The sequence below is a fragment of the Pseudomonas sp. Je.1.5.c genome, assembly GCF_051129895.1.
In the GTDB taxonomy this organism is placed as follows: domain Bacteria; phylum Pseudomonadota; class Gammaproteobacteria; order Pseudomonadales; family Pseudomonadaceae; genus Aquipseudomonas; species Aquipseudomonas urmiensis.
Window position 1 is genome coordinate 71,213 of sequence record NZ_JBCPSP010000008.1, and the last position, 16,238, is coordinate 87,450.

18 protein-coding genes are annotated in these 16,238 nt (G+C 63.2%); 11 read left to right on the forward strand and 7 right to left on the reverse strand.

The features are described from left to right. The first annotated feature begins 184 nt into the window (after positions 1–184). The 5 genes from AAZU54_RS09085 to AAZU54_RS09105 are packed head-to-tail and all read left to right on the forward strand — an operon-like array spanning position 185 to position 4,500. Complete coding sequence (locus AAZU54_RS09085; protein WP_367616020.1) at positions 185–1,102, forward strand: DUF72 domain-containing protein; 918 nt, start codon at positions 185–187, stop codon at positions 1,100–1,102. Next, positions 1,099–1,884: an endonuclease/exonuclease/phosphatase family protein gene (locus tag AAZU54_RS09090; protein WP_434727031.1), complete on the forward strand. Its 786-nt coding sequence runs from the start codon at positions 1,099–1,101 to the stop codon at positions 1,882–1,884. Before AAZU54_RS09085 ends, AAZU54_RS09090 begins: the two co-directional genes overlap by 4 nt. Next, positions 1,881–3,083, forward strand: coding sequence for a cardiolipin synthase ClsB (gene clsB, locus AAZU54_RS09095; protein ID WP_186554465.1), 1,203 nt, complete (start codon positions 1,881–1,883; stop codon positions 3,081–3,083). The genes AAZU54_RS09090 and clsB overlap by 4 nt, the downstream gene beginning before the upstream one ends. Beyond that, entirely contained in the window at positions 3,083–4,042 is a 960-nt protein-coding gene (locus AAZU54_RS09100) for a lysylphosphatidylglycerol synthase domain-containing protein (RefSeq protein ID WP_186554464.1), read from the forward strand. Before clsB ends, AAZU54_RS09100 begins: the two co-directional genes overlap by 1 nt. A gap of 29 nt (positions 4,043–4,071) precedes the next feature. Further along, complete coding sequence (locus AAZU54_RS09105; RefSeq protein WP_186554463.1) at positions 4,072–4,500, forward strand: hypothetical protein; 429 nt, start codon at positions 4,072–4,074, stop codon at positions 4,498–4,500. Positions 4,501–4,688: 188 nt separating this feature from the next. Here AAZU54_RS09105 and AAZU54_RS09110 read toward each other — a convergent pair whose 3' ends face one another. Continuing rightward, positions 4,689–4,865: a metallothionein gene (locus tag AAZU54_RS09110; protein WP_312152666.1), complete on the reverse strand. Its 177-nt coding sequence runs from the start codon at positions 4,863–4,865 to the stop codon at positions 4,689–4,691. A 2-nt stretch (positions 4,866–4,867) separates the two neighbouring features. Further along, complete coding sequence (locus tag AAZU54_RS09115; RefSeq protein WP_186554461.1) at positions 4,868–5,344, reverse strand: phosphotransferase system, HPr-related protein; 477 nt, start codon at positions 5,342–5,344, stop codon at positions 4,868–4,870. 153 nt (positions 5,345–5,497) lie between these two features. On the opposite strand from AAZU54_RS09115, the gene ligD reads away from it, so the two are divergent. From ligD to AAZU54_RS09145, 6 genes are read left to right on the forward strand one after another with little or no spacing between them, the layout of a single operon-like run. Then, on the forward strand, positions 5,498–7,987 hold the full coding sequence (ligD, locus tag AAZU54_RS09120) for a DNA ligase D (RefSeq protein WP_186554460.1): 2,490 nt from the start codon (positions 5,498–5,500) through the stop codon (positions 7,985–7,987). Continuing rightward, positions 7,987–8,235: a hypothetical protein gene (locus tag AAZU54_RS09125; protein ID WP_186554459.1), complete on the forward strand. Its 249-nt coding sequence runs from the start codon at positions 7,987–7,989 to the stop codon at positions 8,233–8,235. Before ligD ends, AAZU54_RS09125 begins: the two co-directional genes overlap by 1 nt. Then, complete coding sequence (locus AAZU54_RS09130) at positions 8,232–9,275, forward strand: acyl-CoA dehydrogenase (protein WP_434727032.1); 1,044 nt, start codon at positions 8,232–8,234, stop codon at positions 9,273–9,275. The genes AAZU54_RS09125 and AAZU54_RS09130 overlap by 4 nt, the downstream gene beginning before the upstream one ends. Continuing rightward, the gene (locus tag AAZU54_RS09135; RefSeq protein WP_312156478.1) at positions 9,272–10,027 is read left to right on the forward strand and encodes a PIG-L deacetylase family protein; all 756 of its coding nucleotides are present in this window, start codon (positions 9,272–9,274) and stop codon (positions 10,025–10,027) included. The genes AAZU54_RS09130 and AAZU54_RS09135 overlap by 4 nt, the downstream gene beginning before the upstream one ends. Next, on the forward strand, positions 10,024–10,623 hold the full coding sequence (locus tag AAZU54_RS09140; protein ID WP_434727033.1) for a class I SAM-dependent methyltransferase: 600 nt from the start codon (positions 10,024–10,026) through the stop codon (positions 10,621–10,623). Before AAZU54_RS09135 ends, AAZU54_RS09140 begins: the two co-directional genes overlap by 4 nt. After that, positions 10,620–11,282 (forward strand): glycosyltransferase, encoded by a 663-nt coding sequence (locus AAZU54_RS09145; RefSeq protein ID WP_434727034.1) that lies wholly within the window; start codon positions 10,620–10,622, stop codon positions 11,280–11,282. The genes AAZU54_RS09140 and AAZU54_RS09145 overlap by 4 nt, the downstream gene beginning before the upstream one ends. A 423-nt stretch (positions 11,283–11,705) precedes the next feature. Here AAZU54_RS09145 and AAZU54_RS09150 read toward each other — a convergent pair whose 3' ends face one another. From AAZU54_RS09150 to AAZU54_RS09170, 5 genes are all read right to left on the reverse strand, one after another. Continuing rightward, the gene (locus AAZU54_RS09150; protein WP_186554454.1) at positions 11,706–12,578 is read right to left on the reverse strand and encodes a Ku protein; all 873 of its coding nucleotides are present in this window, start codon (positions 12,576–12,578) and stop codon (positions 11,706–11,708) included. A 13-nt stretch (positions 12,579–12,591) separates the two neighbouring features. After that, positions 12,592–12,729 carry a PSPA7_2676 family Cys-rich small protein gene (locus AAZU54_RS09155; RefSeq protein ID WP_186554453.1) on the reverse strand — a complete coding sequence of 46 codons (138 nt, stop codon included), beginning with the start codon at positions 12,727–12,729 and terminating at the stop codon, positions 12,592–12,594. Between the two features lie 81 nt (positions 12,730–12,810). Next, a complete protein-coding gene (locus AAZU54_RS09160) occupies positions 12,811–13,953 on the reverse strand; it encodes a carboxylate-amine ligase (protein ID WP_434727035.1) in 1,143 nt (380 codons plus the stop codon). Between the two features lie 6 nt (positions 13,954–13,959). Then, entirely contained in the window at positions 13,960–14,913 is a 954-nt protein-coding gene (locus AAZU54_RS09165; RefSeq protein ID WP_434727036.1) for a methyltransferase, read from the reverse strand. Continuing rightward, the gene (locus tag AAZU54_RS09170) at positions 14,913–16,235 is read right to left on the reverse strand and encodes an iron-containing redox enzyme family protein (RefSeq protein ID WP_186554450.1); all 1,323 of its coding nucleotides are present in this window, start codon (positions 16,233–16,235) and stop codon (positions 14,913–14,915) included. The genes AAZU54_RS09165 and AAZU54_RS09170 overlap by 1 nt, the downstream gene beginning before the upstream one ends. Positions 16,236–16,238: the final 3 nt, after the last annotated feature.

Below are 16,238 nucleotides of genomic sequence, written 5' to 3' on the forward strand. Positions count from 1 at the left end.
CAATGTCAGGCGAGCGATGAAACTCATGGCCCACCTTTGGTGGAATCGTCCGACGCGGCAAAGTTCAACTCATGCACACCTGCAAGCCCGGGCCATTCGTCAAATCCTGCTGAACCCTGGGCGGCGCGCCAAGGTCGCAACTCAAGGATTGCCTGATTCCCGTTCCAGGATTGAAGGAGGCAGTGTGAGCGAGATCCGTATCGGTATTTCAGGCTGGCGTTATGGCCCCTGGCGCAAAGATTTCTACCCCGAGGGGCTGCCCCAGGACAGCGAACTGGCGTTCGCCTCGCGGGCAGTCAACAGCATCGAGATCAATGGCTCGTTCTACAGCCTGCAAACGCCAGAGCGCTATCTTCATTGGGCTGAGCAAACCCCGCAGGACTTCGTGTTTTCGGTCAAGGGCCCGCGCTATATCACCCATATGCGCAGGCTTAAAGACATCGAACAGCCGCTGGCCAACTTTTTCGCCTCCGGCCCCTTACTGCTGGGCGACAAGCTCGGGCCGATTGTTTGGCAGTTTCCACCGAACATGCACTATGACGAGGAGCGTTTCAGCCAGTTTCTCGAGCTGTTGCCGTTCGATCGCAAGGCCGCCCGGCGCTGTGCCCAGCATTGCGCCGAGCGCTTGGTGGGCAATAGCGGTACCCAGATCAAGGGCGATGCGCCGTTGCGCCATGCCGTGGAGATCCGCCACGAGAGCTTTCTCTGTGAGTCGTTCATCAAGCTGCTGCGTACCCACAATGTCGCTCTGGTGGTCGCCGACAGTGCCGGCAAATGGCCCTACGTCGAAGATCTGACCGCCGATTTCGTCTATATGCGCTTGCATGGCGATGTCGAGCTGTACAGCAGCGGCTATACCTCGCGCGCCCTACGCCGTTGGCGCATGCGCGTCGAAGCCTGGAGCCAGGGTGAGCAGCCGGCAGATGTCCAGCTGGTCAGCGCGCACGCGCCGCGCAAACGGCGTTCGCGAGATGTGTACTGCTATTTCGATAATGACCAGAAGGTCCATGCGCCCTATGACGCCCGCCGCCTGCTGGCCAAGCTCAATCTCGATGGTGAGCTGGTGACCGAGCCCGGCGTGGAACCGGAGGTAGAATTGTGAACTCACCGCTTACCGACCCTCGCCAGATCACCAACAGCGATACAGCGGTGCACCGGCTCAATGTGCTGACGATCAACGTGCACAAGGGCTTCACCTTCTTCAATCGGCGTTTCATCCTGCCCGAGCTGCGCGAAGCGGTGCGGGCCACGGGGGCTGACCTGGTGTTCTTGCAGGAGGTGCATGGCAGCCACGAGCGCCATGCCGAGCGCCATGCCGCCTGGCCGCAGACCCCGCAGTACGAGTTTCTTGCCGACAGCATGTGGCCGCAGTTCGCCTATGGGCGCAATGCGGTGTACCCCGACGGTGACCACGGCAACGCGCTGCTGTCGAAATTTCCCATCAGCGAATACCACAACCTGGATGTGAGTATTGCCGGCAACGAGCAGCGCGGTTTGTTGCATTGCCGCCTGCAAGTGCCTGGGCATGAGCAGGTGCATGCCATCTGCGTGCATTTGGGCTTGCGCGAAGCCCATCGCCAGCGCCAGGTACGTTTGCTGTTGGAGTTTCTTGACAGCCTGCCAGCGAAGGCGCCGGTGATCGTCGCCGGAGACTTCAATGACTGGCGGCTCAAGGCTGATGCGCTGCTATCGGAGCGGCTGGTAGAGGCGTTCGGCGAGCACTTTGGCACGCCCGCCCGCAGCTTTCCGGCACGCCTGCCGTTGCTCCGGCTGGACCGCATCTACCTGCGTAACGCCATGCCCTGCAAAGCCCAGGTGTTGGCCAAATACCCGTGGTCGCACTTGTCTGACCATGCGCCCTTGGTTGCGGAGGTGAGCCTGTGAAAACCCCTTGGACAGACGGCAACAGTGTACAGCTGCTGATCAATGGCGAGGAGTACTACCCGCGCGTGTTCGAGGCCATGGCCCAGGCGCGTGAAGAGATCCTGCTGGAAACCTTCATCATCTTCGAGGACAAGGTCGGCCAGCAGTTGCAGCAAGTGCTGATCGACGCTGCCAAGCGCGGCGTGCGTGTCGAAGTGGCGGTCGACGGCTACGGCACAGCGGACCTGACCGATCAGTTCATCGCGGCCATGACCGAGGCTGGGGTCAGTTTCCATGCTTTCGATCCGCAGCCGCGGCTGGTCGGGATGCGCACCAACCTGTTCCGTCGCTTGCACCGCAAGATCGTCGTGGTCGACGGCGAGCGGGCGTTTATTGGCGGAATCAACTACTGCCTCGACCACTTGGGCGAATTCGGGCCGATGGCCAAGCAGGATTACGCCGTGGAAGTCACAGGGCCGGTGGTGGCCCAGGTCCATGCGTCCAGCCGACGGCTACTGGCGCCCGTCCTGCAACCGCCAAGCCAGGTGCGGCCAGTCAGCGCGCCTACCGGCAACGCCAGTGCGGTCTTGGTGGAGCGCGACAACAACCGCCACCGCACCGATATCGAGCAGCAGTACCTGCAGGTGTTTCGCCAGGCCCAGCGGCGAATTGTAGTGGCCAATGCCTACTTCTTCCCCGGCTATCGCTTGCTGCGAGAACTGCGCAATGCCGCCCGCCGCGGGGTCGAGGTGACCTTGATCCTGCAAGGGCAACCGGACATGCGCTGGGTCCGGGCGTTGTCCCGGCTGCTCTATAACTACCTGCTGCGCGATAACGTGCGCATTCACGAGTACTGCCAGCGGCCGCTGCACGGCAAGGTTGCGCTGGTCGACGAGGAGTGGTCGACGGTCGGTTCGAGCAACCTCGACCCGTTGAGCCTGTCGCTCAACCTGGAGGCCAATCTGCTGATTCGCGATCGCGCCTTCAACCAGATGCTCTACAAGCACCTCAGCGAACTGGCCATGCAGCAATGCAAGGCGGTAACCCTGGAGCGGATGATTCGCGGCTATTGGTGGCGGGCACCGTTGATTTTCATGGGTTTCCACCTGACCCGCTGGTTCCCCCGCGTCGCCGGCTGGTTCCCGGCCCATCGCCAGCGCCTGCAATCGCTGCAACCGGACACCGATAGCCACGCCAACTTTCACGAGGGTAAGACCTGATGCAGACCAAGCGCTGGCATACCTGGGCCAAACGGCTGTTCACCGTGGCGTTCCTGATCCTGATTCCTGTGCTGCTGTATACCCTGGCGCGCAATCTGGACTGGAACGAGGTGCGCCAATCGTTGCTCGCCTATAAACCCAGCACCTTGGTGATCGGCCTGGTGCTGGCGTTATGCAGCTATCTGGTATTTGCCAGCTACGATCTGCTCGGCCGGGCCTACACGGGGCACTCGTTGCCGGCGCGCCAGGTATTGCCGGTGGCGTTCGTCTGCTATGCCTTCAACCTCAATTTCACCACCTGGGTGGGTGGCGTGGCCCTGCGTTATCGGCTGTATGGCCGGCTAGGGCTGGATACCGCGACCATCACCAAGATCCTCACCCTGGGTCTGCTGACCAACTGGATGGGCTACATGCTGCTCGCTGGGGTGGTGTTCGCTTCACGTCAGGTCAAGCTGCCGGACAGCTGGGCAGTGGGCGTTAGCGGGCTACAGCTAATCGGTTTTCTGTTGTTGGCTATCGTTACCGGATACCTGTTGGCCTGCGCCTTTGCCAAGCGGCGTACCTGGCAGTGGCGTGAGCATGAGATCACCCTGCCCTCGCTGCGCCTGGCGCTGTGTCAGGTAGCACTGGGGGCCAGCAATTGGGCCTTGATGGCCGCACTGATTCATTGGCTGTTGCCGCATGAGCTGTTCTACCCCTCGGTGCTGGGTATTTTGCTGATCAGCTGTGTGGCCGGTGTAGTGGCGCACATCCCGGCAGGCCTGGGGGTGCTCGAAGCGGTGTTCCTCGCCCTGCTCCATGGGCAGTTGGGCCAGGGCACGCTGGTGGCGGCGCTGCTTGGCTATCGCACTTTGTATTACCTGATTCCATTACTGCTGGCGGTGGTCGCCTATCTGGTCCTGGAAAAGCGCGCCAGGGCCATGCGCCAGCAGGGCAAGGCGACATTGCGCAAGACCTGAACAAGGGCCGACGGCCCAGGAGGTTAGCCATGCGTGTCCCTGTTCTGCTGTTGGTGCTGGCAAGCTTGACCAGCACCCAAGTGCTGGCCGAGGCCTGCGATGTGATCACGCGTTCGTCCAGCGAGGCGGTCAAACCGGTGGACCGACATACCTGCTACAGCTACAGCAATATGCCTGCCGAAGCGATCAACTGGTCGTGCAGCAATGAAAGCAAGGACATGCTCAGCACCGAGAAGCACAAGGTCGCCCGCTGCGCCGATGGCAGCGTTGGCAGTTGCATCGCGCCGTTGACCCAGGAATCGCTCGCCAATCCGAAAGCCGCTGGCAGTGACCAACCCTCGACCCGGCCAGCTCTGCCCAAGGATGCGCGGGTGATCACCTACTACTACGACACCCCAAGCCTGGGGCAGGCGCGTAACGATTGTGAGCGGAACAATGGTATCTGGCAGACTCATTGACCGGTGAGATGGCTGTTGGGGCCGCTTTGCGGCCCTTCGCGGCGGTTCGGCGCCCCGACTAGCCCGCTCCCACAGGGACGGCGTGGACTTCAAAATAGGTATCTTTCTGATACGACGCTATCTTGGCTCGCCGCCGTCCCTGTGGGAGCGGGCTCGCCCGCGAAGGGCCGCAGCGCGGCCCCAAAAACTTAGGTCTGCTCAGATGGATCAGGCTTGCCGCAGGAACAACCCCCCATCCGGCACCGTTCACCATTACGATGCCCCGTGGCACAGGCTTCACAGCAATAAGCCTTGCCCCCTTGCTGCACGGCATTGGCGTCTACCGTGCAATTGCAGTGTGGGCAGGCGCAGCGTTGCTCTTTCATGGTCAGCTCCTTTTCTCTTCATCGTGCGAATCAACCGGCGAGACCTCATCGGTCCAGGGCTCGCCGTCCAGCGGTGCTGAGCGGGCCAGCTCTGCTTCATCCAGGCCAATCCCACCGCCAATCTCATTGGCCTCGACTTCGCGCAGGGTTTGATCAGCCGGGCCATCGCCGTCACCCAGTTCATCGGCATCGCGGGCACCGGTCTCGTCATACAAGGTGTCGGGGCTAAGGTCGTCGAGGGTGACGTTGTCCTCGTGCAGGCTGTCGCTCAGCGCCTCACCGCCGGTCATGCCACTCTCGGCAACGCGCCGGGCGGGGTATTCGTGGTCCACTTCGCGTGCCGGACGCTCATCGCCAATGCGGCCTCGGCGCTGGTCATTGCGCTCGTCGAAATCCAGTTCGTGGACGCTGCCCATACGGTCCTCGGTGTCGTCGATCTCGACCTGAGGGCGGTTTTTCCGATCATCTGGCTGGGCCATCTTGGTTCTCCGGCAAAGGGTTCATTCGGTCGACTGCCAACCCCTGGCAATGATTCAGAGTTTCTGCCAGGTGGCGCCTGCCAACAGATTGAACTCTGTCTGGCGCCGGCCTCTCCCACCTCTAGAGACCCGCGAATCGTCCCGGAGCCGGCCATGGCCAAACCCTTGCAGGAGTACCAACGCAAGCGCGACTTCAGCGCTACCCCTGAGCCTGCTGGCAAGCGCCAGCGCGGCAAGCAGGTGCATGCCTTGCAGTACTGCATCCAGAAACACGATGCCAGCCACCTGCACTACGACTTTCGCCTGGAGCTCGATGGCACGCTGAAAAGCTGGGCCATCCCCAAGGGGCCGTCTCTGGATCCGAAGGTCCGGCGCCTGGCCGTGCACGTCGAAGATCACCCGCTCGATTACGCCGATTTCGAGGGCAATATCCCCGAGGGGCACTACGGCGCGGGCGATGTGATCGTCTGGGACCGCGGCATCTGGGAGCCCGAAGGCGATCCGCATGCCAGCTACGCCAAGGGCAAGCTGCGTTTTCGCTTGCAAGGAGAAAAGCTCTCCGGGGTGTGGAACCTGTTTCGCACTCATCTGGCAGGCAAGAAAGAGCAGTGGATGCTGGTCAAGTCGCATGATGACGAGGCGCGTAGCGAAGCCGAATACAGCATCGTCGAGGCGCAACCTGATAGCGTGCTCAGTGATCGCACGCTGGTGTCCCGGCGCGCCAAGGTCGCCGACCAACCGGCCAAGCGCCCCGCGGCCAGCCGCAAGCGCGCCAGCTCTACAGCCAAGACAGCGTTGCCTGATCATTTGCAGCCGCAACTGGCGACCCTGGTCGACTCCCCACCCAGCGGCGATTGGCACTATGAGGTGAAATTCGACGGCTACCGGATTCTGGCCCGCATCGATGGCGAGGACGTGCGCCTGTTCACCCGCAACGGCCATGACTGGAGCGCGAAGATGCCGCATCAGGTGCAGGCGCTGCGCAAGCTCAAGCTCAAGTCCGCCTGGCTCGACGGCGAAATGGTGGTCACTGGCGACAACGGCGTGGCTGATTTTCAAGCGTTGCAGAACGCCTTCGACACCGAGCGCGACGAGCAGATCAGCTACTACCTGTTCGACCTGCCGTTCTTCGATGGCCAGGACCTGCGCCAGGCGCCGCTGCAGGCGCGTCGTGAGCAGCTTGCCAAGCTGTTGAAGAAAGATCGCAGCGATGTGCTCAATTTTTCCGCCGATTTCGATGAGCCGGTGCAGTCGTTGCTCGACAGTGCTTGCCGCCTGGGGCTTGAAGGGCTGATTGGCAAGCGCCTGGACAGCCCCTACGTCAGCCGCCGCAGCAATGACTGGATCAAGCTCAAGTGCCAACAGCGCCAGGAATTCGTCATCGTCGGCTACACCGATCCCAAGGGCAGCCGCAGTGGCTTCGGCGCCTTGCTGCTGGCGCTGCATGACAGCGACAGCGGCGCGCTGCGCTATGCCGGCAAGGTCGGCACCGGGTTCACCGCCACCACCCTGGCCAGTATTCATGCCCGGCTCAAGCCCCTTGAGGTCGGCAAATCCGCCCTGGCCAAGCCACCCACAGGCGCCGAGGCGCGTGGCGTGCATTGGCTCAAGCCGACGCTGCTGGCCGAGGTCGCCTATGCCCAGATGACCCGCGACGGCGTGGTGCGCCATGCGGTGTTTCATGGCCTTCGCGACGACAAGCCGGCGCAGTCGATCGACCTGGAACGCCCGGCGAACAAAACCGCCAAGAACAAGGAGAACACGCTTTTGAGCGACCTGCACCTGACCCACCCCGAGCGGGTCATCGACGCCACCACGGGTGTGACCAAACGCGAGATCGCCGAGTACTACGCTGACGTCGCCAAGTGGCTCATGCCCCAGCTGAAAAACCGCCCCGTGGCGCTGGTCCGCGCCCCTGAGGGGCTAAGCGGCGAGCTGTTCTTTCAAAAAAATGCCGGCCAGCTGCACATCCCAGGCGTGCTCAGTTACGAAAAAGCCGAGGCGGGCCAGGCGGCGATGGTCCTCAATCGGCCTGACTCGTTACTGGGCGCGGTGCAGATGAACATGCTCGAACTGCACACCTGGAACGCCACCGACAAGGATTTCGACAAGCCCGATCGGTTCGTCCTGGACCTCGACCCAGACCCTGCGCTGCCGTGGAAATCGATGGTCGAGGCGACCCAGTTGACCCTGACCCTGCTCGATGAGCTGGGTTTGAAGGTGTTCCTCAAGACCAGCGGCGGCAAGGGCATGCACCTGGTCATACCGCTGAGCCGGCGCGACAGCTGGGACCAGGTCAAGGACTTCAGTCACGCCATCGTCGACTACCTGGCCAAGCTGTTTCCGGATCGGCTCAGTGCGGTGTCCGGGCCGAAAAACCGCGTCGGACGGATCTTCATCGACTACCTGCGCAACGGCAAAGGCGCCACCACCGCGTGCGCCTATTCGCTGCGCGCGCGCGAAGGGCTACCGGTCTCGGTGCCGATCTGGCGCGAAGAGCTGACCCAGCTCAAGGCCGCCAATCAATGGACTATCAGCACTATTCGCGAGCGTCTGGCCGAGGTCGATGACCCCTGGGCGCAGTTAGGCAAAACCCGCCAGATGATTACCGCGCGGATGCGCAAGCAGCTGGGGTTGACGTAATGGAACGCTGGATCGACATGCTGCAATGGCCCGCCATGCTCCTGACCGTACTGGCCGCCTGGTGCATTGGCTCGCGCCAGCCCGGGCGGCGGCGACTGGGTTTTTGCTGCTTTATCACCAGCAACGTGTTGTGGGTGCTGTGGGGCTGGCAGATCCAGGCCTGGGCGCTGATCGTGCTGCAGTTCTGCCTGGCAGCCATGAACCTGCGCGGCTGGAAGAAGAACATGAGCATGGAGTCGCAGACATGAATACCTTTTCACATCTTGCCCCACCGCGCCTGGAAGGCCTGCTACAGGCATTCGCCGAGCGCAAGCAGCCGCTGCTGATCGAGGATCAGCTGGCGCAGCTGATGCGCGCGCTGCAGGCCGATCATCTGGATGTGCTGCCGTTGCCAGGTCAAGGCCAGACCCTGCAACGTTGGCAGATCCTGGCGCAAGTCGCTGGCTGCGACCTGGCACTGGCCAAGCTCTACGAAGGGCACACCGACGCCCTGGCGATTCTGGCCGAATGCGGTGCACCGGAACTGGCAGATGATGGCATCTGGGGGGTGTACGCCGCTGAGCCGCCCGATGCTCGGGTAGAGATCGTCGACCGTGCCGGCGACCAGCTGCGTCTGCGCGGGCGCAAGGCCTGGTGTTCGGGTGCCTTGCAGATCGACCGCGCGTTGATCACGGCCTGGGACCAGAATCAGCAGCCGCAACTGGTGGCCATCGATTTGTCCGATCCCAGTCTCACTCTTGCGGCGGATCATTGGCAGGCGGTGGGCATGGCCAGCACTGCCAGCGCCGATATCCTCTTCGACGACTCGCTTGGCACCGCGGTGGGCCAACCGGGTCAGTACCTGGCCCGCCCTGGGTTCTGGCACGGCGGCGCAGGGATCGCCGCGTGCTGGTATGGCGCGGCGCAGGCGCTCGCTGGGTATTTGCGTGCGCATTGCGCAAAGCCGAGCCCCGAGCCGCACGCCGCTGCCCACCTTGGCGCTGTAGATGCGGCGCTCCTGGGTGCCAGCGCCGCCCTGCGCGAATGTGCCAGCTGGATCGACCAGCAGCCGATGGCGGACGCCAGTTTGCAGGTACGCCGCACCCGCGCCCAAGTCGAGCTGGCGGTGGACTGCGTGATCCAGCACGTCGGCCGCGCCCTTGGCGCCACCCCGTTCTGCCGCAACAGTCACTTCGCCAGGCTCAGCGCCGACCTGCCGGTCTATCTGCGGCAAAGCCATGCCGAACGCGATCTGGCTGCCCTTGGCGTACAGCTGGCGCAGCTGCCAACAGGAGCCTGGCAACTATGAGCGAAAACCTGATCCAGTCCAGCACTGGCACCCCGTGGGCCGACTGGCAACACTCTGCGCACCTGGCCCGGGCCAGTTGGATCGCCCCCCAGCAGCTATGTCCGCCAGGCCGCCGCCTGGTGCTGGTGGCGCCGCACCCGGACGATGAAATCCTCATGGCTGGCGGTTTGCTGGCCAGCTTCAAGGGCCGTGAACAGGAGCTGGTGCTGATCTCGGTCACCGATGGCGAAGGCAGTCACCCACATTCGACACAATGGACCGAGCATCGCCTGCGCCGCCAGCGCCCACTGGAGAGTCGCCATGCCCTGCAACAACTGGAACTGGACCTCAATACCCTGGACTGGCGGCGGCTAAACCTCAAAGACGGCGCCCTGCCCCGCGACGAGGCGTTTCTGGTCAATCACCTGAACCAGCTGCTCAAGCCCGACGACCTGCTCCTGACCACTTGGCGCAACGATGGCCATTGCGATCACGAGGCGGTGGGTCGTGCTGCCGCTCAAGCGGCGCTGGCGCGCAAGGCGCAGCTGGCCGAGGTGCCGGTATGGGCCTGGCACTGGGCGACCCCAGACGACCCGCGCCTGCCTTGGCCACGGGCGCATCGTATCCAGTTGGATGAGGCCCTTGTGGCCCGTAAGCGTCAGGCGCTCGCCGCCCATGCCAGCCAGTTGCAGCCTGACGGCGACACGCCAGCGGTGCTGCCCCAACGTTTGCTCGATTGCCTACTGCAACCTTTCGAATTGGTATTCCTATGAGCCTCGATGCGCAGTACTTCGCCCAGTTGTATGCCGGTAATGATGACCCCTGGGCCTTTCGCACCCGCTGGTACGAGCGGCGCAAGCGCGACCTGGTCATGGCCAGCCTGCAACGCCAATGCTACGAGCGAGTGTTCGAGCCGGCCTGCGCCAATGGCGAACTCAGCGTATTGCTGGCCGATCGCTGTGCCAGCTTGCTGTGCCAGGACCTCGACCCCACTGCAGTGAACCTTGCCCGTGAGCGACTGGCCGGAGTGGATCATGCCCGCGTCGAACAAGGCCACCTGCCCGCAGACTGGCCGGGGCAACGCTTCGACCTGATCGTGTTGAGTGAAGTGGGTTATTACCTGGATCCGACCGATTGGCTGCAAGTCATCGAGCAATCGGTCGCCAGCCTTGACTACGACGGCGGCCTGCTGGCTTGTCATTGGCGCCATCCGATTGCCGGTTGCCCGCAGGATGGCCGCCACGTGCATGACCTGCTGGCCAAGCATTTGCCGCTGTACCCCGTGCTTCGCCATGAAGAAGCCGATTTTCTGCTCGAATACTGGTCATGTCAGCCCAGCGTGGTCGACCTGGATGAGAGGTGCGAATGATTGCAGTGATCATCCCCGCGCATAACGAAGCCCGGCGTCTGGGGCGATGCCTGAAATCGGTCAAGGCCGCCGCTCTGCTGGCCGAGCAGGCAGGCCATCGGGTCGAGGTGTTGGTCGTGCTCGATCGCTGCAGCGACGGCAGTGCTGGCGTTGCGGATCGCCACGGGGTCGCCACGCTCGCCGTCGATGCGGGTAACGTCGGCCTTGCCCGGCGTGCCGGGGCAGCGCTGATGCTTGAGCGCGGCGCCTCGTGGTTGGCCTGTACAGACGCCGACAGCCGCGTGCCCAGTCATTGGTTGCTGTGGCAGCTGGCGTGCGCTGCGGATGCTGTGTGCGGCACCGTGCACATCGAGCGTTGGCAGCCCTGGCAGAAGGCGGCGTTACGCGAGCTGTATCGCAGCCGCTATGAAGCGCGTGAAGGGCATCGGCATATCCACGGGGCGAACCTGGGCGTGTGCGCCAAGGCGTATGAAAAAGTGGGCGGGTTCGCGCCGTTGCCGGCGCATGAAGATGTGCATCTGGTACGTGCGTTGGAAGCCCACGGAGCGCAGATCGTCTGGACGGCCAAGCACAGTGTCGCGACCAGTAGCCGGCGGGACAGCCGTGCCCGCGAAGGCTTTGGGGATTATCTGGCGGGGTTGGAAACTGTGAGTGTTTGAGGGGCTGTGCTGGCCTTTTCGCGGGCAAGCCCGCTCCCACAGGGATCGCGGTGTTTTCAGATCTGCGCTGTGCCTTTTGAAGACGCAAGCACAGCGCAAACTGGAAATCACCTAGATTACTGTGTGAGTGTTGAGGGCTGTGCTGGCCTCTTCGCGGGCAAGCCCGCTCCCACAGGGATCGTGGTGTTTTCAGGTCTGGGCTGTGCCTTTTGAAGACGCAAGTACAGCGCGCACTGGAGAACAACTAGATTACTGTGTGAGTGTTGAGGGGCTGTGCTGGCCTCTTCGCAGGCAAGCCCACTTCCACAGGGATCGCGGTGTTTTCAGGTCATTGGAGCCACAAGCACAGCGCGCACTGGAGAACACCTAGATCCCTGTGGGAGCGGGCTTGCCCGCGAAGAGGCCGATACAGTCCCCATAAGATCAAGAAGCCTTGCGCGTGCGCTTGGCTGGTTTCTTGTCAGTTTCTTTGGCCGGTGCAGCCTTCTTCTTCGGCGCAGGCGCCCCCTTGCCACCCAGGCTGCGTTTGAGCAGCTCGGTCAAGTCGATGATATCGGCGCCTTTCGAAGCGCCCTCGCCTTCGGCTTTCTCCACCACGCTGATCTTGCCTTTGCTGGCCTTTTCTTCGACCAGGTCCATGATGGTCTGGCGGAAGGCATCGTGATATTCGTCGGGGTTCCACGGCCCGCTCATGTCCTGCACCAGCCGCTTGGCCATGTCCAGCTCACGCTTGTCGAGCTTGCTGTCGGTCACGCTCTTGTCCAGCTCCAGGGTATCGATGCCGCGCACTTCCTCGGGCCAGCGCAAGGTGATCATCACCAGCGCATCCTCAAGCGGCCGCAGCAGCGCCAAGTGTTGCCGGGTGTGCAAGACCACCGTGGCCAGGGCCACCTTGCCGGTGCCTTCCAAGGTTTCGCGCAGCAAGGCATAGACCTTGCCGCCACGCCGGTCTGGGCTCAGGTAGTAGGGGGTATCGAAGTGCTGCAAGGGAATGTCACTGGCCTCGACGAACGAAAAGATGTCGATGGTCTGGGTCGCTTCCGGCCGGGCATTGCGGATTTCTTCTTCGCTGATGATCACGTAGCGGCCTTTCTCGTACTGCACGCCCTTGACGATGTTGTCCTTGTCGATTTCCTTGCCGGTGGCCTTGTTCACCCGTTTGTAGCCGACCGGATCCATGCTGCGCTTGTCCAGCCAGTCGAAATCGACCCGCTCGGTACGCACGGCGGTGTTGAGGGTGACAGGGATGTGCACGAGGCCGAAGCTAATCGCGCCTTTCCAGATTGCCCGGGCCATGGTCGGTCAGCTCCTAGGGTTGGCAGGTTTGGCCAGACTGGCAGTAGCGCAAGGCGCCGCAACGCTCGCAGCATTGGCACTGTAGGCCAGCAATTTCACCACTGAGTGTGGTGCGCCACTGGCAGCCACGCAGTAGGCAGAGGAGTTTCATCAGCCACCTCCTTGACCCGCGCTTTCGCGGGCTCTTACTTGCACTGACTGCGCGCTGGCGCGAAGGTTTAATCGTATTGCCCTATGGCAGCGGTTTTGCGCCGCTGGCGCTGCTGCGGCCCTCGGCCAGTACCTGAGCGACCACCTGATGCAATGCCTTGGCGCTGTCCAGCCCGGCACCGCGCGCCTCTGCCAGGCAGCTGAGCTGGCGATCGGCGCTGGTGCCGTGCTCAAGGATGTTCAGACCATGGATGAAGGCTCGCTCGGCATCTGCGGTATCCGGTGGGTGCTGGCTGCGCAATTGCGCCAGCCAGGCTTGGGCGGTGACCGGCTGTTGCTGATGAACGCCGAGGAACTGGCCGTGGCGGCCGTAGCGCAGCGCGCGCCAGTAGTTTTCCTGGGTAATCCAGTGCTGTTCACGGCTGAGTGGCAAGGGGCTGTAATGCGCCAGGGCGCACTGCTCGACCAGATGACGAAATACAGCAGCGATGGCCAGCGCGTCCTCCAGCTGCGGGCAGGCATCGCAAATGCGCAGCTCGACCGTGGGATAGCGCTGCGAGGGCCGTATCGCCCACCAGAACGCGCCGTCCTTGGCCAGGGCGCCGGTGCGCTGGTGCAAGGCGCGATAGCGCTGGTAGGCGGCCCAGTCGGCCAAGGGCTCGGGCAGCCCCATGTGCGGCCACTCGCCACAGATCACCCGCCGATAACTCATGTAGCCGGTGTTCTGCCCGCTCCACAACGGCGAAGAGGTGCTCATGGCCAGCAGCAACGGCAGCCAATACAGCACGCGGTTGATCAACTGCATGCGATCGCAGCCGGGCGGCACGCCGACATGCACGTGCAGGCCAGATAACAGACTGCGCTTGGCCACCTGCTGATAGTCGTCGAACAACTGCCGAAAGTGCGTTGAGGTCCGCGGTCGTTGTCGCCGCCAATGGGCGCTGGGGTGGCTGGCAGCGCAGTAGAGGCCAGCGCCCTCCTCGGCCAGTGCTTGGTTCAGGCGTTGCCGGTATTCAACGACAAAGCTTCGTGCCTGGTGCAGGTTGGCAAACACCGGTGAGGCGATTTCGATCTGGCTGCGAAACATTTCTTCGGCAAAGTAGCTGCCGGCGACTTCTCGGCAACGCCGGGCTATCGCTGGCGAGGGTGAGGCCAGCACACGACCGCTGGCGAGGTCCACCAACAGGTATTCCTCCTCGATGCCAAAGGTACATGGCCGGTACATGGCCCGTCAGCCAATGCGGGTAACGCGCAAGGCAACCGCGGCGATGCGCTCGACCTGCTCATAGCCAGGCTCAAGCAGTTGCTCGCCAAACACATCCGGATCCAGCTCCTGATACAGCCAACTCCAGCGCGGCCCCGCCAGGCATTGGCGGGCAGCTTGCAGGAGGGCATCGCGACCTTCGACGATGGCAACGCCGGTGTACAGCAGCAAGGTCCCGCCAAGGCTCAGGCGCTGGCAGGCTTGCTCGATGATCCGCATCGACAGCTCAGCGCCGAGCGCAGCGCCACCATGGCGATACTGGCGCTGCTGGGTATCGAGCATGTACGGCGGGTTGGCGACGATCAGGTCGAAGCTGCCCGTCAGCCCCTGGAGCAGGTCGCTCGGCTCGACCGACACGTTGCTGAGCCCGGCCAACGCGGCATTGATCGCGGTGTAGCGCAGCGCCAGGGGGTTGATGTCGACCGCGCTGACTTGCGCATGGGGTGCGGCCTGGGCGATCAACAGCGCACCAATACCCGCGCCGCAGCCGATGTCGACGGCGTGCTGGACCGGCTCGGGGCTGCGTTGTAGATGATCGCCAATGACCTGGGCGAAGCGGTAGCTGTCCGGGCCGAAAAACACCGCGTCACTGGCCTCGGTAGGATAGGCTGAGTGCACCAGCAGCAGCTCATCCAGGTTCGACCAGCGGACCTTGCTGCGCAGCAGCTCAGCCTGCTGCTCGACAACCTGCGCACTGTGTAGCAGTGCCAGCTCATCGGCAGACACCAGCGAGGGGGCAAACGGTCGGCTCCAGCCAAACACATCGCGCACATTGTGCGCCTGCTCGGCGCCGGGGCGAGCGTTGTTGCGCGCATGGGTGGCGGGCGTGACGCAGGTAAAGCGGTAGCCATCGGCGCGTAGGCGTTGGCCCAGCTGCAGCAGGGCTTGGTCGGCGTGGATTTGCCCCTGGGACAGTTGCATCAGTGCGCGCCCTCCTGGGTAAGCCCGGTGGCGCGGATATACGCCTGGGTCGCCAGCAGGCCTTCTGGCAATGCGTGACGGTTGCCAGCCATCCGCTCGATCAGTACGTCAATAGGCTCAAGTGCCGGGTCGGCCGCCGAGGGTTGCACGGATGAATCAGCCTCCCAGCTGCCGGGTATCAGCCGGCGCGGTTTGGGCCCTTGCCAGTCACCGGCAATCCAGTCGTACCAAAGCTGCTTCTCGTAGGCGCTGAACACCCCGAACATAGCGGCCGAAGGGCCCTCAATCAAACCCCAGAAGCGGCTCTGATCCGGCGCTTGATTGCGCTTTATCCAGCCTTGCGCTTGCATGGCTTGGACGAACTCGGCGATCGCCTCTGAGCCTGCCAGCCATTGGTTGACCGTACGGCCTTGCAGCTTGCAGTGGTCAGAGTGCATGAACTGGCCAAACCCACGCTTGCGCTCCAGGGCTGCGAACAGCTCGCCTTGCAGGTCAAAACGGGCTATCAACTCGGCGGCCGGAACGCCCAGGTCATTCAAGCGATAACCGCCTCGCACGCGTTGGTAGAACGCCTGCGGATCTGATTGCGGACACAGGTGCAGCAGTGCCTGGATCGAGCGCTGGGCATGGCCGCTGGCAGCATTGTCGATGGTGACGTGGAGCTGGAAATAGTGCCCGTCGATACCCAGCTCAGCCAGCTCGTAGGTGGTGATCAACAGGTGCAGCGGCGGTTGCTCGTAGCCCAGGTTGTAGCCGATCACTTCAGCCAGGAACTGCTCGGTGTTCTGCCCCAAGGCCAATTGCACAGCGCCTTGTAGATAGCGGGCGTCGTCCAGCGCGATCGACTCAAGGCAACCCAGGCGACTGAGCAGGCGCTGGTAGATCAACACATGGTTACAGCGCGAATCGCCGTCGCCCAGCTCTTCCAGATAAGTGCGGATCAGGCCGTGGTAGCGTGGGTCGCGCCACTGGTGCAAGGTGCCGTGCAACCAGGCGCCATCGACCGCCTTGGTCGGAGCGACTTGCTGCAAGTACCACAGCGCCTGCGCCCGGTTGGCGAAATACCGCCGGGGTTCGCCCTGGCGGCGCTGTTGGAGATAGGTAGCGTAGTCACGCGCGACCCGGGCAGCGGCGTGTGCGCTCCACTGCGCCAGTTGCTGCGGATCATCAGGCAGGTCATCAGGCATTTGCGCGGCCCGTTGCAACTGCTCGGCAAGCCACTGCGCGCCGTTGCCGCCTTGCAGCAAGGCGTGGTAGCGCTGCTGTAGGCTGCTGCTCTGGGCCGGTACCAGCAGGTCAGTCTTGCGGGTCATCACCGTCATGCC

Bases quoted from the DNA above. Each gene is read 5' to 3' on its own strand.
- AAZU54_RS09125 (WP_186554459.1), top strand. From the start codon at position 7,987: ATGGAACGCTGGATCGACATGCTGCAATGGCCCGCCATGCTCCTGACC.
- AAZU54_RS09155 (WP_186554453.1), bottom strand. From the start codon at position 12,729: ATGAAACTCCTCTGCCTACTGCGTGGCTGCCAGTGGCGCACCACACTC.
- AAZU54_RS09100 (WP_186554464.1), top strand. From the start codon at position 3,083: ATGCAGACCAAGCGCTGGCATACCTGGGCCAAACGGCTGTTCACCGTG.
- AAZU54_RS09160 (WP_434727035.1), bottom strand. From the start codon at position 13,953: ATGTACCGGCCATGTACCTTTGGCATCGAGGAGGAATACCTGTTGGTG.
- ligD (WP_186554460.1), top strand. From the start codon at position 5,498: ATGGCCAAACCCTTGCAGGAGTACCAACGCAAGCGCGACTTCAGCGCT.
- AAZU54_RS09165 (WP_434727036.1), bottom strand. From the start codon at position 14,913: ATGCAACTGTCCCAGGGGCAAATCCACGCCGACCAAGCCCTGCTGCAG.
- AAZU54_RS09150 (WP_186554454.1), bottom strand. From the start codon at position 12,578: ATGGCCCGGGCAATCTGGAAAGGCGCGATTAGCTTCGGCCTCGTGCAC.
- AAZU54_RS09105 (WP_186554463.1), top strand. From the start codon at position 4,072: ATGCGTGTCCCTGTTCTGCTGTTGGTGCTGGCAAGCTTGACCAGCACC.
- AAZU54_RS09135 (WP_312156478.1), top strand. From the start codon at position 9,272: ATGAGCGAAAACCTGATCCAGTCCAGCACTGGCACCCCGTGGGCCGAC.
- AAZU54_RS09130 (WP_434727032.1), top strand. From the start codon at position 8,232: ATGAATACCTTTTCACATCTTGCCCCACCGCGCCTGGAAGGCCTGCTA.
- AAZU54_RS09145 (WP_434727034.1), top strand. From the start codon at position 10,620: ATGATTGCAGTGATCATCCCCGCGCATAACGAAGCCCGGCGTCTGGGG.
- AAZU54_RS09110 (WP_312152666.1), bottom strand. From the start codon at position 4,865: ATGAAAGAGCAACGCTGCGCCTGCCCACACTGCAATTGCACGGTAGAC.
- AAZU54_RS09170 (WP_186554450.1), bottom strand. From the start codon at position 16,235: ATGACGGTGATGACCCGCAAGACTGACCTGCTGGTACCGGCCCAGAGC.
- AAZU54_RS09140 (WP_434727033.1), top strand. From the start codon at position 10,024: ATGAGCCTCGATGCGCAGTACTTCGCCCAGTTGTATGCCGGTAATGAT.
- AAZU54_RS09115 (WP_186554461.1), bottom strand. From the start codon at position 5,344: ATGGCCCAGCCAGATGATCGGAAAAACCGCCCTCAGGTCGAGATCGAC.